Below are 14,782 nucleotides of genomic sequence, written 5' to 3' on the forward strand. Positions count from 1 at the left end.
AATGGCTGTTCATTCCCCTTCCCCGGGTCCGCGGCGCCCCGCGGCCAGGCGGCGCGTCCATATGGCCGCCGCCGCCCTCGCCGTGGGTTCCCTGCTGGCCGGTTGCGGGCTGCAACCGGCGGCGTCCTACGTCCCCAAAGCCGAGCCGGGAATCATCAAACCGGCCGAGGGGCTGCCCGACGATGCGTCGCTGGTGGTGACCGCGAAGAACTATACCGAGGCGCTGACGCTGGGCAAGATGGCCGTCCTGGCCGCCACCGCGGCGGGGTTCAAGGTCACCGACCTGTCCAATGTCCCGGGCAGCCAGCCGTTCCGTGATCTTCTGGTCTCCGGAAAGGCCGATATGGGCTGGGACTACACCGGCACCGGATGGATCATCTATATGGGCCACGAGGAGGGCATTCCCGATAAGGGGAAGCAGTGGCAGGCGGTCCATGACGAGGACCTGGGTAACGGACTGACCTGGGGCGAGCCCTCACCCGAGAACAACACCTACTCGTTCGCGGTGCGCAAGGACGCGGTGAAGAAGCTCGGCGGGATCAGCAAGATGTCCCAGATCGCCAAGCTGCCGGTGAAGGACCGTACGTTCTGCGTGGAGTCCGAGTTCAATTCGCGGTCCGACGGCTTCAACCCGTGGCTGAAGGCCTACGGGATGAAGCGTGGGGCCGCCAACGGGGTGCCCGATGACAACATCGGCATCTACGACACCGGAGCCGTCTACTCGGCCACCGCCAACGGGGATTGCAACTTCGGCGAGGTCTTCACGACCGACGGGCGAATCGACGCGTTGGACCTGGTGGTCTTGGAGGACGACCGCAAGTTCTTCCCGGCCTACAACCTCGCCCCGGTCATCAGCACCGAGACCCTCGAGGAATACCCGCAGCTGGCGGACGTCTTCGAGGAGGTCTCCTCTCGGCTCAATGACGAGGTCATGCGTGGGCTGAACCTCAAGGTCGACGTCAACGGTGAGGAACCTGCAGATGTCGCCTACGACTGGATGATCTCGGAAGGACTGATCACCGAACCTCAGTAGCCCTGTTCCGGCCGTCGGGCAAGCTCGGCAGCGACCGTGGGGTGAGGACTAGGGTGGGTGGACCAAACTCTCGAGTGCAAGGAGCGAACCATGGGTCGGATCCAGGACAAGGTAGCAGTGATCACCGGAGGAGCCAGCGGCATCGGGCTGGCGGCAGCGAAGCTGTTCGCCGCCGAAGGAGCCAAGGTCGTCATCGGGGACCTGAAGCCCGAGCAGGCAGAAGCGGCGGCGGCGGAGATCACCGCCGACGGTGGTACTGCCATCGGGTTGGCGGTCGACGCGATGGACGAGGCCTCGCTGACCGGGCTGGTTGATGCCGCAGTCTCGACGTTCGGCGCCCTGCACATCATGTGTAACCACGTCGGTGGCAGCAACCCGCGCAAGGACCTGGATCTGCTGCGCCTGGACATGGACGAATTCGACCGGACGATGAAGCTGAACGTGCGCAGCACCGTGGTCGGTTCGCGGGCCGCCCTTCCGCATATCATCGCCGCAGGAGGCGGGTCGATCATCAACACTGCGTCCGTTGGCGGGCTCTCCGGGGACTTCCTGCAGGTCTCCTACGGCACGGCGAAGGCCGCGGTGATCCGGCTGACCGAATACATGGCCACCCAATACGGGGCACAGAACGTGCGCTGCAACTCCATTGCCCCGGGCGCCATCATGACCCCCGCACTGCGGGATAACCTGCCGGAGGAGGCCATCGAGTCCATCCGCGGACACAACGCGCTGCCCTACATCGGCGCCGCCGAAGATATCGCCCAGGCCATGCTGTACCTGGCCTCCGAGGAGTCCCGCTACGTCACCGGGCAGTGCCTGGTGGTCGACGGCGGCATGTCCAGCCATTCCTCGATCGCCGAGGACCGCCGCTCCCTGCTGCCCGATACCCCGGGGCAGTAGCCAGCACCCCGCCCGCGGCATCGTCCCTCGGGCGGGGGCCTGGTGGACCCGGCGGCCTACGCCTTCCCGAATACCCGGCGCGCAGCCACCAGCCCGGCGAGTGAGATCAGGCCGATCACGATGTAGTAGAAACTCGGGGCCAATAATGAACCGGTCGTGCTGACCAGCCAGGCCAGGATCAGTGGGGCGAAGCCGCCAAAGAGGGTGACCCCGACGTTATAGGAGATGGACATGCCGGTGGTCCTGATGTTCGTGGGGAACATATCCGCCAGCAGGGCCGGCAGCGGACCGAAGTAGGCGGCCATCAGAATGCCCAGGACCACCTGGACGGCGGTGAGCATCGCGACACTGGGGGCCCCGACGAGGATCAGGAACAGCGGGAACGCAACCACCACGGCCACCACCGCCGCGGAGAGCATGACCTTCACACAGCCGATCCTGTCGGCCAGTTTGCCCGCTATCGGCGCCCCGATCAGGGTGACGATCCCCGAGATGATTCCGCCTAGGTAGCCCGCATAGGAGGGCAGTTCGAGGTTCTGCACCGCATAGGTGGGCATGAACAGGATCAGGTAGACCGACACACTGGCCAGCCCCACAATGGCCGCGGAGGTCAACCAGCGCGGTGCCGCACCGATCAACGTGGCGGCCAGAGGGGATTTGGTGAGGTTCCCGCGGGCTCGTTCGAAATCGGGAGTCTCATCCATCTTCAACCGGATGTAGAGGCCTACAGGGCCGATCAGCAGCCCGAAGAAGAACGGGATCCGCCACCCCCAGCTATACAGGGTGTCGTGGTCCATGAACGTGAACAGGGAGAAGCCGAACGCCGAGGCCAGGAACATCGAAACGCCCTGCGTAGCCACTTGCCAGCTGCCATAGAAGGCCTTCTTGTCCGGGGCGTTCTCGATCAGGAACGCCGTGGCGGTCCCGAATTCGCCGCCCGCCGAGAAGCCCTGGATGAGCCGGGAGAGCAGGATCACCAACGCCGCTGCCGGGCCGATCATCTCCGTGGTGGGGGCCACGGCCATGATCAGGGTGCCGAGCATCATCAGCATGATCGTCAGGGTCAGTGCGCCCTTGCGCCCATGCCGGTCGGCATAGGAACCCAGCACCATGGCACCCAGGGGACGGATCAAGTAGGAGACGGCGAAGGCCCCGAAGGTCAGCAGGATTCCCGTGGTCTGGCCTCCCGCCTCGCCTGCCGGTTCGAAGAACAGGGCTGAGATGACGACGGCGAAGGAGGAGTAGACGATGATGTCGAACCACTCCAAGGCATTGCCGATGGAGGAAGCGATGACGGCACGGCGGGCCCGGGAACGGTCGGCATCGGTGATGGTGTGTGGCGCCGGGGACGTGCCGGGGCCCGCGGAGGTCCCGCTCATGACCGGTCCTGCTCGAGCTCGGTGATGAGGTTGTCCAGGAATGCCTCGCAGGCGGCGAGCTGTTCGAGCTCGACGTATTCGTTGGCTGCATGGGCTACGGCGATTTCTCCGGGCCCGCACACCACCGTCTCGATCCCTGCGCCATGGAATAATCCGGCCTCGGTCCCGTAGGTGACCTTCTCGTCCGTCGGATGACCACCGCAGTCGTGGGCGAGGGCCACGATATCGGCGTCGACGCCGATCTCCAGTCCCGGGCCCTGGGCCTTGATCACCAGTTCGATGCCGGCGGCCTCGTGTTCGGCTTTCATCTGCGGTTCGAGGGTTTGGAAGAGGAATTCGCGGATCTGTGCGACCACCGGCGCGGTGTCCACGGTGCCCAGGGCGCGGAACTCGAACTCGATTTCGCAGGCGTCGGGGACCGTGTTCCCGGCGATGCCACCGGATATCAGGTTGACCCCGCCGGTGGTGAAGGACACCGGGTAGGCCGTATCGAAGGGCCCCTCACTACGCCATTGCTCGGTTAGCTGCCGGTAGAACTCGATGAAACGACCCGCATAGTGGATGGCGTTGACCCCCTGCGGGGTTAGCGAGGAGTGTGCCGCGACGCCGCGGAAGGAGACGGTGAATAGGTTGATTGATTTATGTCCGCGGACCACCCGCATTCCCGAAGGCTCGCCGACGATGCAGGACGCGGGTTTGATGCCATGCTCGGCGAATTGTCCAATCATCCGTTGGGCGCCCAACAGTCCCACTTCTTCGTCATAGGAGAAGGCCAGATGCAACGGCTGGGTCAGTTGTGCGGCGCTGATGGCCTCCAACCGGGACATGATGACCGCCAGGTAGCCCTTCATATCGGCGGTGCCGCGCCCGTAGAGCCGGCCGTCCCGCTCGGTGACGGTGAAGGGGTCGCCATCCCAGTTCTGCCCTTCCACCGGGACGACGTCGGTGTGACCGGAGAGGACCACTCCTCCCTCGGTGGATCCGTCCTGGGCGGGGAAGGTCGCGAAGAGGTTCACCTTGCGCACCCCGTCCTCTTGGTCATGGGGCAGTAGCAGGGGCTCAACGCCGTGCCGAAGCAGTTCAGCGGCTACGCAGTCAATCAGTTCGAGGTTCGAACGATGAGAGGTCGTATCGAAAGCTACCAGGCGTGTGAGCCAGTCCACAGGTGAAGTCATGTGCAGGACTCTACTCCGGGGATCCGGCAGGAACATAGCAATGTTGAGGCGGGTGAACCGACCGTTCGTGCCCCCGGATGAGATGGTCCTCACGGCTCGTCACGACGGTGTGGGGGTAGCGTGGGAGGGGAGCGGTCCGGACGTGCCGGACCTGGAAGGAGTACCTGTGTCTATCGTCGTCATCAACGCCCTGAAGGTCCCAGTCGAGGCCGGATCCGAACTCGAAAAGCGTTTTGCCGCCCGCAAGCATTCGGTCGACGGTTCACCGGGCTTCGAGGGCTTCCAGCTGCTGCGCCCCGTCGCCGGCGACGACCGGTACTTTGTCTACACGCAGTGGGCCACTCGCGAGGATTTCGAGAATTGGCGCGACCAGCGCCCCGGCCACGACCACTCCAAGGGAGCCCCGGTCGCCACCGGCATGGAGTTGCTCGAGTTCGAGGTTGTCGACCTTAGCGATTGAGACCACCGGAGGGCTCGCCGCCACTGACCGGTAGGTATGGGGGGGACTGGCCAACGAACCGATGTTCGGCCGAGGCTTCCTCGCAGTCGATGCAAGACGTTGGAAAGCTCCGGACCCGGAGCATCGTTCCCTAGCTAAGCGGGCCCGTGAGAGCTATTCTTCGTGCATGCCCGTCTACGGTGGCACAAACGGTGCACCGAAACGGGCGGCCAACGGAGGTCTGACGTGAGCGACATCACCCCAATTCGGAAGGCTCTCCGAGGCGCAGTTCGCAATGGTAGCGGGCTCAAACGACTTGGCGGGACGTGGGGGGAAGCCCTCGCAGAGTTTCTGGGGACGTTTGTTCTCATCCTCCTGGGGGACGGCTCCGTAGCCATGGCGGTGGCAGCACTGCCGGGGTCGGGGCGCACCGCAGGAGCCAATATTTTCTTCCAGGGTTCCGGCGACTGGATGCTGATCGCTTGGGGCTGGGCCTTTGCCGTGGCATTCGGCGTGTACATCGCCGGCGGTGTCAGTGGGGCCCATCTCAACCCGGCCGTGACACTGGCCTTCGCGGTACGCCGCAAATTCGCGTGGAAGAAGGTCATCCCGTACATCGTCGCCCAAGTGGTCGGCGCATTTGCTGCTGCTGCCGTGGTCTACGCGGTGTACTGGCAAGCAATCGATGCTTTCAACGAGGCAGCGAAAACCACCCGCGATGCGGCCGGTGGCCTGGCCACGTATTCGATCTTCGCCACCTTCCCGGCGCCGTATTACAACGGCGACAACTTCGGGCCATTAGTGGATCAGATTGTCGGTACTGCGCTTCTTTTGATGCTGATAGCCGGCGTCATCGACATGCGCAATGGCGGTGTGAAAGCAAACCTCGGGCCCCTCATCATCGGGTTCAGCGTCGGGGCGATCGGCATCTCGTTTGGTGCCAACGCCGGATACGCGATCAACCCCGCCCGCGACTTCGGCCCCCGGCTCTTCGCCTGGATGGCGGGTTGGGGAGACACTGCGCTACCGGGCACGATCGACGGGTCGTTCAGTTGGTACTTCTGGGTTCCCATAGTCGGGCCACTCGTGGGCGGTCTCGTCGGTATCTTGCTCTACGACTTGTTTGTCGGCGACATCCTGCACGCCCGTTTCCGACTGCATGAATTGGAGGGGGAGGCCGGGCCAGCAACCGAGGAAGCTGAACCGAAAACATCAGGCGGCACGACGGACACGCAGACGGCGTCAGACCCGCCGAGCCCGTCAGACGAAGAGTAGGGAATCGCCAACACGGCCTCAGCCAGGTGCGGGAGGTCCCGACGTGCCGACGATGATTTCGCCAAGGCTCGAGAAGCGTCCGATTTCGTTGTTCAGAACGACCTTTCGCGCTCAAACTGCGTGAGGCCACCCATCAGCGCCTAGACGTGGCGCTGACGGCCGAGGTGGTCTTCGAATACTGCGGAACCACCGCACGGTAGCTGGCCTTGGAACTGCGGTAGGACCTGTAGCTGGCCTTGCCCTTTTTCAGGTTCACGGTTTTGATCGTCTTCCAGCCGCCGGTGGTCTTGCGCTGGATCTTCACGGACTTCGGGCTGAAGGAGGAGTAGCCGTAGGCGTTGGGGTTGTAGTACTTGGCCGAGACCTTCACCGTGACGTATTTGGCCTTGCGGGACGTGGAGATCCCTGCCTTGGCCTTGCCACGAACAGAGAAGGTCTTGGTGGTGCGGTCCGTGAAATCGAACCAGCTGGTGGTGGTCTCGCCGTACACGTCGGTGGGGCCGACTTTATAGGCGCCAAGTCCCTGCCCATCGCAGAGGAGCATGCGTTCGCTCGTGGAGCTCTTGTCGAAGAAGAGGAGATCCTCCCAGTAGCCATTTCTGGTCACGATGGCGTCGGCATCAAAGTCCTCGACGGTCTTGGACGTCTTGATTCTGGCGGTCACGGTATTGGACTTGCAGCCCGGTTTGGAGAACACCATGTCCTTGACGGTGAAGCCGGTGACGTCCACCGGTCGTGGGGCGGCCGTGGCTGCCGGTGCCGCGATCAGGCCCGCTGCGAGTGAGATGACTGCTCCCGCAGAGAGCAGGCTTGTTTTCTTGCGCGTTGATGAACGCATGGTTCCCCCAGAAAGTGTGAAGCGAGACGATCGCTGTGCCGCATGAAGCCTGCCGTGCGAGGCGGCCCGAAGGGGGCAGCTAAAAGAATATTAGCGTCACCTTCTAGGATGTCAAGAGTTTGTGGAATCAGGTTCCGGCGCGGTTGCAGACCCACCCGTCGGGCATGGTGCCGGAGGCGATGAACTCCTGGAGCTGGACGTTGGCCTGCTCCTCCAACGCGGCATCGGCCTGGGGGTAGATGATCGGTTCCTCCTTGGAATTATGCCGATCCAGCAGGGAGAGCAGCTCCTGGCAAGTCGAGACCAGTTCGGCGGGTGCGGTCCCGCCGTCGTGGGCTGCCTGCACGGTGTCCATCAGCTGCCAGAGTTCTCCGTGTTCGCGTTCCATCACCATGATCGGCATCATCAACCCAGCCTCGCGAAGGGGTGGGAAGAGGAAGACTTCCTCCAGATAGATATGCCGGCGCAGGGCCGAGAGCGCGCGCAGCAACGCCGCGTCGTCGTAATCCCCCGTCGTAGACCCGGCGGTGAAGGCTTCGATGCCGCCGTCGATCTCGCGGTGTTCGCGTTCGAGCGCCGTGCTCAGGATCCCCTCGCTCACGATGCTGATCCTGCGGTGGGTTCACTGCGCTCGGGCAACGGTTGGCGGGTGCTGATGGCCATCCGGTTCCAGGTGTTGATCGCGCAGATGGCCATGATCAAGGTGACGGTGTCCTGCTCCGTGAATTCGGCCCTGACACGTTCCCATGTCTGATCGGAGACACCGGCCTGACCGATCAGGGTGACCTCCTCGGTCAGACCGAGCGCCGCCTCTTCGCGGGCGGAAAACAGGCCAGGGGCTTCACGCCATCCGGCGAGGACGTCGAGGCGGCGGTCATCCACGCCGGCGGCGCGGGCTTCACGGCCGTGCATTTCCAGGCAGAAGGCGCAGCCGTTGAGCTGGGACGCCCGGATCTTGACCAGCGAGAGCAGGTCCTCCCCGAGGCTTCCCGCGTGGATGTACTTCTCCAGCGCGAACAGCGGCTGGTAGGCGGCCGCATCGATGCCGTGGATATCTAGACGTTGAGCTGCGGGCATTTCACTGGGTCCTTCTGACTGGAACGGTGCCGGCGGTAATCCGTCGTCATTTCCACTTTCCCGCCGCTCCCGAGGGTTGTCAATCAGCCTCCGAGGTGCTGTGGAAAGCGGACTTGCCGGAAGCAGATCACCGGCAGAGGTCCGATGATTCACCGTAGGAGGGACTCGTGGCCGTGACTGATGAGGCGATTGACAAGATCAAGGGCATGTTGCTGCGTGAGGAGCTCAAGGCGAGGGGACCGGCTTCCCCCGGAGAAGGAACTCGCCGAACGACTGGGACTGTCGCGCAATTCACTGCGAGAAGCGGTCAAGGCACTGGAACTGATCCGGGTGCTGGACGTCCGCCGCGGCGACGGCACGTACGTGACCTCTCTCGATACGAACCTGTTCAACGGGGCGGTGGCTTTCATCGTGGAACTGCACCAGGATCGGTCGGCGCTTGAACTCTTTGAGGTCCGGCGCATCCGTGAACCGGCCAGCGGCTTCATGGCAGCGTCGAGAATTTTGGCCGAAGAACTCGAATCCCTCCGCGCCACGATGGAGGGCATCGACGAAACCACGGGTATTGAAGACCTCGTGGCCCTCGACCTGAACTTTCACCGCGTTATCGGCCAGGCGGCCGGCAACGAATATTTGGGCAGCCTCGTCGAAGCCCTTTCGGGAGGCACGGTGCGGGCCAGGATCTGGCGGGGGCTGACCCAAGACCACGCGGTGGCGCGCACGCTGGCCGAACATCAGGCCATCGCCGACGCCCCAGAGCTAGGGGATGCCGAATCGACGCGGGCGTTGTTGACCGTACGCATCAGCGGCGTGGAAGCCTGATTGCGCGAGGCCATGTAGCCGGCCCCCGGCCGGGCGAAGCTCTGGCACTTCCCGTCCAGCCGGTAAACCCTGGCCGCCGTGCCGCGCAGCACGGACTCTTGCTCGTTCACGGAGAGCGTGGAGATCAATTCGAACAGCGGTCCAGCGGTCTGAACGTAGGAACCACCCAGCCGGCTGATGGGCCAGTCACCGCCGAACATGAGCCGCTCTGGCCCGAAGGCCTCATCCCACGCCTGGCGGAGAGCATCCGCCGTATAGGGCAGCCCCGGAACGAACAGTCCGGAAACCTTCGCGACGGTTTGGGGAAGCTCGGCCAAGGCCCTGACCTCCTGTCGCCAACGAGGCATCGCCTCTTCGTCGGAGCGTGGTGGCTTGCCCAGATGGTCCAGAACCACAGTCAGGGAGTCGATATTGAGGCCAAGGAGGACGCCGAATGGGCCCGGGTGCTCAACATCAACGTGATCGGTATCGCTCGGGTCAGCCGCGCCGCACTTCCCCACCTGCGCACGTCGGACTCGGCGGCCATCGTCAACACCTGCTCGATTGCCGCCACTGCCGGGCTACCGCAGCGTGCGCTGTATTCGGCGTCGAAGGGCGCCGTGGCCTACCTCGCGAGCCCGCTCTCCGACTCGGTGGCCGGGACGTCCATGGTCGTCGATAGCGGGATGCAGGAGCTGCGCCTCCGCCAGGAGTAAGTTGGTTGTTTTTAGCTGTTCGGGGCGTTGGCGGTATCTTCTCCACCGGCGCCCCGCATGCATAATGGCCAGAGCCTCGACCGCTGGTTGATACCCATGCGTCAACGTAGTCTGAATCCCTCGAGTGCAGATGGATGGAGGACGACGTGTCGGAGAACAACCTGCCCGCAGTAATGGCCGAACTGGCCGACCTTGAAAACCCCAGGATGCGGGAGGTCAACGAACGTCACGGGGATGATCATGGGGTCAAACTTTCCGCGCTGCGCGCCATCGCCAAACGGCTGAAGCGGCAGCAGGATATGGCCCGCGAACTATGGGCCACCGACGATACAGCTGCACGCCTGCTGGCCCTGCTGATCTGCAAGCCCCAAGAGTTCACTCGCCAAGAGCTGGACACGATGGTGCGCGAGTCGCGGGCTCCGAAGGTCCATGACTGGCTGGTGAACTACGTAGTCAAGAAGAGCCCGTACGCCGAGCTGCTGCGGCTGAACTGGATGATGGATCCCGATCAGGAGGCTGCCAGTGCGGGCTGGTCGCTCACCTCGGATCGTGTCGCCAAATCACCTGACGGGCTGGACTTGCCCGGTCTATTGGCTGACATCGAGGCCAAAATACGGGAGGCCCCCGATCGGTTGCAGTGGGCGATGAACACGTGCCTAGCGATGATCGGCATCCATCACGAAGAACTTCGGGCCCGGGCACTGGAGATCGGTGAACGGTTTGAAGTCCTCAAGGATTACCCGACTCCGCCCAACTGCACGTCCCCCTATGCCCCGATCTGGATCAACGAGATGGTCCGCCGGCAAAAGAACTGAATGAGCAACGGGAACCGGAAAACATAGAACGGCGTCCGGACTGCCTCCACCGGCCGGCCTCTTCGGGCAACCACAGAGCCTCCTGCCCGCGACGACATCGTCGGCAGGTTGTGGAAGCCGTGGTCGCGTCCCTATTTCCCGTCGTCGTAGTACTGACTGCTCTTGCCGTAGCCGGGGTCAAGTTCCGAACGTTGCATCCGATGCTCTGCCGGGTGGTCGGAGCACGGGGTGTCGATCATGATCTCCAGCGACTGTCTGGTGGATCCGCCCACCAATTCGGCGGTGATGCCCAGATCGCCGTTGTCGAAGTAGAGGCTGCGGGTTTCTCCCTGTCGGTGTGTGACCTCGTTGAGTTTCTCCCAGCCATCGGCTTGCAGATGGGCGTCGAGGCGATCGAGGGCGCCGTGGGCCTTACCCCGCTCATTTCGCTTGACCGGAGTGGTGGCCAGACCGACCCAACGGGTATTCGTCTGCGGGGCGTCGTTTTCCGGACGCAGGCAGGTCTCCTCCTTGGCGGTGTGGATCGCCAATCCCGGTTCGTCCCCGGCGACCTTGATGAGCTGGGGCAAAAGGGAAGAGATCTTCTGTCCCAGTGCCGAGGAGGCACCGGAGGCATCTTGAGGGTCCGGCGTTGTGTTCATGGAACAACCTCCCAATACTGATGTGATGAGGGCTGCGGCAAGCAGCGCCAAGGATGGTCGCGGGCGACCCGCCGGATTTCGGCTCATGGTGCTTCCAGGCTCTCGGTGCTCACGGTCTCCAGCTTGCCATAGGCATAGTCTTCGGGATGTTGCTCCAAGGGGGAGTACGGGTGCCCGCCGGGACCGGCCCCCCGTTGGTCCTCCACGTATAAGCTGACGTCTCCACCTTCGATGACGGAACGGATATTCGCTGCGGCCGTCGACTTCTTCCCGAAGTAGTCCGTATGGCCATTCATGATCGAGTCCGGATTTTTTGGGTTTTCGAACCCCGATTCCAAGCGGATGGCACCCATCTGGTGATCTGGCTGGCTGCCTGACCAGAAGGATGACCCGTGGTAGCCGCCGCCCCAGTCCTGGGCGTGGTGGATCGGGTCGTCTCGGATTTGGACCCAGTAGCGATGTGCCTCTGAGTTATTGGCGGTGTCTTCGGGGCTGCCGACGTCGTGGCCTGTCCCGGCAGGGGCTACATAGACGATGTTGGATGACGTCAGGCCCTCGCGTTCGGCAGTGCCCAGCATCGAGCCGCCGGCACTGTATCCCACATAGGTGCTGCGGGCGCTGCGGGGAACCTCGGCGTCGACAGCATAATCAAAGGCAGCCAGACGTTCTCCGCCGTCCTCGTTGTATTTGCTCGTGGCGTTGTCGAGGATCTCGTCGGGGAGATCGGCACCCTGCCAGTAGAAGGAGACGGCCTCCGGATCGGCGACACCGTTGATGGCGTCCAGCCGCTCGGTATAGCTATCCAATTGGCTGAGGTCGGCGCCCGTGCCCGGGACCAAGGTGGAAACGTTGCTGGTGGAGGAGGTGGGAGTCCCCTGCATGGAGACGACGCGACCGTCGCCTTCCAAGGAGAGGAGGACAACCTGTGAGCCATTTTCTGTGGCGAAGTCGAGTCCCTGGGCCAAAGAGTCCAGTCGCTTGCTCTCGGCGTTCCAGGCGGCCACGTCATTGATGAACTCGCCGGTGCCCTGATCACCGAGGATGCTCCCGCGTCCACTGGGCCTCTCCCGGCTGTAGTCGTCGCGAACCGGCTTATCACCCAGATTTTGGCGCTTGATTCGCACGATTTCGCGGAATCCGGCGACGGTGATGATGTTCGCGCTGGCCCGTGCGGCCATCGATACCCCGTTCAGGCTCCCGAATTGTCCCGGGTAGAGCATGAGCAGCCTCTCCTGGTCTGCGGAGTCCAAGCCCAGCCAGGCGTTCCGGATGCCATCGATGCCCTCGGGCGTGAGCTCGTCGTTGTTTTGCACTACCTCCCACATGATGGCTTCCGCGGAACCGGGGGTGGATCCGGCGGTGAGTTCATTGTTGGCCAGGACTGCGGCGGCTTCGGGGTTGGCAACAGCCCATGTCCGCAACTCCTCGGTCGACAAGCCCCGCAAGGAAGCCAGCAAGTCCTCGGGTCTGACCTCTCCGAAGTCCTCATCGAGTCCGGAGGTGAAGTCGGCCCAGGACACCTTCGGCAGGGAGGGCCCACCGAGCGTCTCTGACATCGGCAGGGTGCTGCCTGTCCCCGCGGTAATACCGTCCAACGTGTCCGCCGCCGTTGATTGCGCCACTTTCCAGTCGCTTCGCAACTGCCGCGCACGTTCGTTGAAGTCGTTCACCGCTGCACTGGTTTCGGAGTCTTCTCCGTCCGGATCGGCCTCGACCTTGGCTTTCAGGCCCGGCAAGGCAGCGGTCAGGGATCCGGACTCCTTCTGCAGCTTTCGGCCGGTGTCGACGAAATCGCCGATAGCAGTTTTTGCTGTGCCTAGGGCATCACTCCAGTTTTCCATCGGCGTCGTCAGGTCATCGAGGGCGGTATACACCGTGGCCTGGGTTTCATCATGCTCATAAGCGCCGGAAAGACGCTTCCACGCCGTTTGCGCGTCCTTCAGATAGCTTGACGTGGTGCCCGCTCGGGTACCCATATCCATCGCGGAGTCTTCGAGGTTGTCCCAGGGGACGTCGATATGGGGAAAGGTCCCGAGCATTGTCATCGGCCCGACCAGGAGAAGCTGAACTGAGGCACCGGCCGGCCAGCTTCCCAGATCGGCGGTGCATGATATTCGACCGGTACGCGGTCCAAAGCCGATGATGCTTCGCCGGACATCTTCCCGTCGGCGTCGATCAAGGCCAGTGCTGCGTCGGAAACGGAGGTGGTTTTACGGAACACTAAGCTGGCCGCCCGTTGGCCGATGTCATCGCGGGGGGTCCAGAAACGGGCGAACGCTGCCGAGACGGTGGTGGCGGTCCCGAAGTCTCCACTGGCCTCGTCACCTGATGTCTTGGTGTCCTGTGCCGCCAAACGAAGCGATTCCCCGTCAGCAGCAACATCAACGAGGAAGGCATGCAATTGCCCAGGATCGATTTTGTAGGCCATGGCTTTCTCCGGAAAGTCGTTGCTGTGCGGACAGGCGTGGCCCGTCTGGTCTTCATCACCGTCTCAGGCGCACCGCGCCGAGGTCCATGGGGAGAACTCCCGATGGACCTCGGCACCCGGAGTTATACAGGCCGGCGCCGAGAGAAGCGCGTACCGGTCTTGACGAGCATGAGAACCAACAGCAGGATGCCGACGTAGCCGTTGATCACGTAGACGATGTTGACCATTTGAGAGAAGGGCAGCACCAGTCCGACGAGTGTTCCGACGGCGGCCAAGATCAGGGTGAGGTACCTGAAGCGCGGTGTCCTGTCCGCGAAGAACCGTGAGGAAACCGTCCACAGCAGCGGGGTCGCCGTGGTGTAGATCCCGGCGATGATCATGCCTGAGATTCCCGCACCCAGAACCGTGTTCACGTCGGTGGCCAGCACCAGCATGGGGATCTCCGTGCCGTTGACCTGCACGATATTCGCCAGCAGTCCCAAGCCCACGATGATGCAGGCTATTGAGAATGCCGTGGCGCCGAGTACGCCGCCGGCCGCGGCCTCTTTCCGGCTGCGCGCGGTCTTGCCCAGAGCGGTCAGGAAGGCGGCCAACCAGAGCATGCAGAAGCCGACGTAGGACAAACCTGACATGAACCAGTTGGTGGAGGCTTGGGTCAGATCAAGGCCTTGCAACAGGGCGTTGCCCTCGGAGATGCCGCCGGGGTTGCGCACAATGCCCAGAATGCCCAGCGCTACGGCGATCAGCACGATCAACGGTCCGATTTTTCCAATGACATCCACCAGGTTGTTCAGGCCGAACCATACGGTGACTCCCACGGCGACGGCCAGCCCGATGCCACCGATGTACTTGGACAGCCCGTAGTGCTCCTGGAAGACGGCGCCGGCACCGGAAATCATGACCGAGAAGCTGAGGAACACGAAGAGGATCGAGAAGAAGTCGAAGAATGTGCCCAGATGTTTGCCACAATAGTAATGGAAGATTCTGGACGGACGGTCGAACTTCTTGGCCTGCCCGACCGTGAAGAACTCGACGGCGACATAGGTCATGAGGACCAAGACCAGCAGACCCGTTCCGAAGATTCCCCAGTAGCCGTAGGACGTGAAGTACTGCAGGATCTCCTGGCCGGTCGCAAAGCCGGAACCGATGAGGAAGGCGAGAATCGCCCCGGCATAGGTAAGTATCCGGAGGATACTCGTCTTTTCGACGGTTCCCATCTGGTTCCGGGTGAGCTGTGTTTCGGCCATGGTGGCTCCTTCGCGCAG

At 63.1% G+C, this 14,782-nt stretch carries 15 protein-coding genes and 2 pseudogenes; 7 read left to right on the top strand and 10 right to left on the bottom strand.

The features are described from left to right. Window position 1 precedes the first annotated feature (1 nt). Together CIK75_RS09835 and CIK75_RS09840 are read left to right on the top strand one after the other, a co-directional pair. Window positions 2–1,033: a glycine betaine ABC transporter substrate-binding protein gene (locus CIK75_RS09835; protein WP_343251898.1), complete on the top strand. Its 1,032-nt coding sequence runs from the start codon at window positions 2–4 to the stop codon at window positions 1,031–1,033. A 90-nt stretch (window positions 1,034–1,123) separates the two neighbouring features. Next, the gene (locus tag CIK75_RS09840) at window positions 1,124–1,933 is read left to right on the top strand and encodes a glucose 1-dehydrogenase (protein ID WP_096223992.1); all 810 of its coding nucleotides are present in this window, start codon (window positions 1,124–1,126) and stop codon (window positions 1,931–1,933) included. Between the two features lie 56 nt (window positions 1,934–1,989). On the opposite strand, the gene CIK75_RS09845 is transcribed toward CIK75_RS09840, so the two are convergent. Both CIK75_RS09845 and argE read right to left on the bottom strand, forming a co-directional pair. Beyond that, the gene (locus CIK75_RS09845; RefSeq protein ID WP_086996066.1) at window positions 1,990–3,312 is read right to left on the bottom strand and encodes an MFS transporter; all 1,323 of its coding nucleotides are present in this window, start codon (window positions 3,310–3,312) and stop codon (window positions 1,990–1,992) included. Beyond that, complete coding sequence (argE, locus tag CIK75_RS09850) at window positions 3,309–4,487, bottom strand: acetylornithine deacetylase (protein WP_086996068.1); 1,179 nt, start codon at window positions 4,485–4,487, stop codon at window positions 3,309–3,311. The genes CIK75_RS09845 and argE overlap by 4 nt, the downstream gene beginning before the upstream one ends. 166 nt (window positions 4,488–4,653) lie before the next feature. Between argE and CIK75_RS09855 the strand changes: the two genes are divergently transcribed. Both CIK75_RS09855 and CIK75_RS09860 read left to right on the top strand, forming a co-directional pair. Then, window positions 4,654–4,947 (top strand): antibiotic biosynthesis monooxygenase, encoded by a 294-nt coding sequence (locus CIK75_RS09855; RefSeq protein ID WP_086996071.1) that lies wholly within the window; start codon window positions 4,654–4,656, stop codon window positions 4,945–4,947. A 225-nt stretch (window positions 4,948–5,172) separates the two neighbouring features. Further along, window positions 5,173–6,201 (top strand): MIP family channel protein, encoded by a 1,029-nt coding sequence (locus CIK75_RS09860; protein WP_218778258.1) that lies wholly within the window; start codon window positions 5,173–5,175, stop codon window positions 6,199–6,201. A gap of 133 nt (window positions 6,202–6,334) precedes the next feature. Here the strand turns inward: CIK75_RS09860 and CIK75_RS09865 are convergent, their stop codons facing one another. From CIK75_RS09865 to CIK75_RS09875, 3 genes are all read right to left on the bottom strand, one after another. Continuing rightward, window positions 6,335–7,039, bottom strand: coding sequence for a hypothetical protein (locus tag CIK75_RS09865; RefSeq protein WP_086996075.1), 705 nt, complete (start codon window positions 7,037–7,039; stop codon window positions 6,335–6,337). Between the two features lie 127 nt (window positions 7,040–7,166). Next, window positions 7,167–7,640, bottom strand: a complete 474-nt coding sequence (locus CIK75_RS09870) for a hemerythrin domain-containing protein (RefSeq protein WP_086996077.1) — start codon at window positions 7,638–7,640, stop codon at window positions 7,167–7,169. Further along, window positions 7,637–8,116, bottom strand: coding sequence for a carboxymuconolactone decarboxylase family protein (locus CIK75_RS09875; protein ID WP_086996080.1), 480 nt, complete (start codon window positions 8,114–8,116; stop codon window positions 7,637–7,639). Before CIK75_RS09875 ends, CIK75_RS09870 begins: the two co-directional genes overlap by 4 nt. 167 nt (window positions 8,117–8,283) lie before the next feature. Between CIK75_RS09875 and CIK75_RS09880 the strand changes: the two are divergent. Further along, window positions 8,284–8,938: pseudogene (locus CIK75_RS09880) on the top strand (FCD domain-containing protein). On the opposite strand, the gene CIK75_RS09885 reads toward CIK75_RS09880, so the two are convergent. Continuing rightward, a complete protein-coding gene (locus CIK75_RS09885) occupies window positions 8,851–9,333 on the bottom strand; it encodes an amidohydrolase family protein (RefSeq protein WP_158225936.1) in 483 nt (160 codons plus the stop codon). The pseudogene CIK75_RS09880 and the gene CIK75_RS09885 overlap by 88 nt on opposite strands. 12 nt (window positions 9,334–9,345) lie before the next feature. Here CIK75_RS09885 and CIK75_RS09890 point away from each other — a divergent pair. Then, window positions 9,346–9,633 (top strand): annotated as a pseudogene (locus CIK75_RS09890) (SDR family oxidoreductase); the annotation flags it as partial. 173 nt (window positions 9,634–9,806) lie between these two features. Further along, window positions 9,807–10,448 carry a DNA alkylation repair protein gene (locus tag CIK75_RS09895; RefSeq protein ID WP_241895398.1) on the top strand — a complete coding sequence of 214 codons (642 nt, stop codon included), beginning with the start codon at window positions 9,807–9,809 and terminating at the stop codon, window positions 10,446–10,448. A gap of 131 nt (window positions 10,449–10,579) precedes the next feature. Here CIK75_RS09895 and CIK75_RS09900 read toward each other — a convergent pair whose 3' ends face one another. From CIK75_RS09900 to CIK75_RS09915, 4 genes are all read right to left on the bottom strand, one after another. Continuing rightward, entirely contained in the window at window positions 10,580–11,089 is a 510-nt protein-coding gene (locus tag CIK75_RS09900) for a hypothetical protein (RefSeq protein ID WP_096223995.1), read from the bottom strand. An 83-nt stretch (window positions 11,090–11,172) separates the two neighbouring features. Beyond that, window positions 11,173–13,134 carry a hypothetical protein gene (locus CIK75_RS09905; RefSeq protein WP_143413313.1) on the bottom strand — a complete coding sequence of 654 codons (1,962 nt, stop codon included), beginning with the start codon at window positions 13,132–13,134 and terminating at the stop codon, window positions 11,173–11,175. Then, on the bottom strand, window positions 13,131–13,517 hold the full coding sequence (locus tag CIK75_RS09910; protein ID WP_096223998.1) for a hypothetical protein: 387 nt from the start codon (window positions 13,515–13,517) through the stop codon (window positions 13,131–13,133). The genes CIK75_RS09905 and CIK75_RS09910 overlap by 4 nt, the downstream gene beginning before the upstream one ends. A gap of 122 nt (window positions 13,518–13,639) precedes the next feature. Then, window positions 13,640–14,764, bottom strand: coding sequence for a hypothetical protein (locus CIK75_RS09915; RefSeq protein WP_086996094.1), 1,125 nt, complete (start codon window positions 14,762–14,764; stop codon window positions 13,640–13,642). Window positions 14,765–14,782: the final 18 nt, after the last annotated feature.

Origin of the sequence: Glutamicibacter sp. BW78 (genome assembly GCF_002332245.1) — a bacterium.
Taxonomy (GTDB): domain Bacteria; phylum Actinomycetota; class Actinomycetes; order Actinomycetales; family Micrococcaceae; genus Arthrobacter_H; species Arthrobacter_H rhombi_A.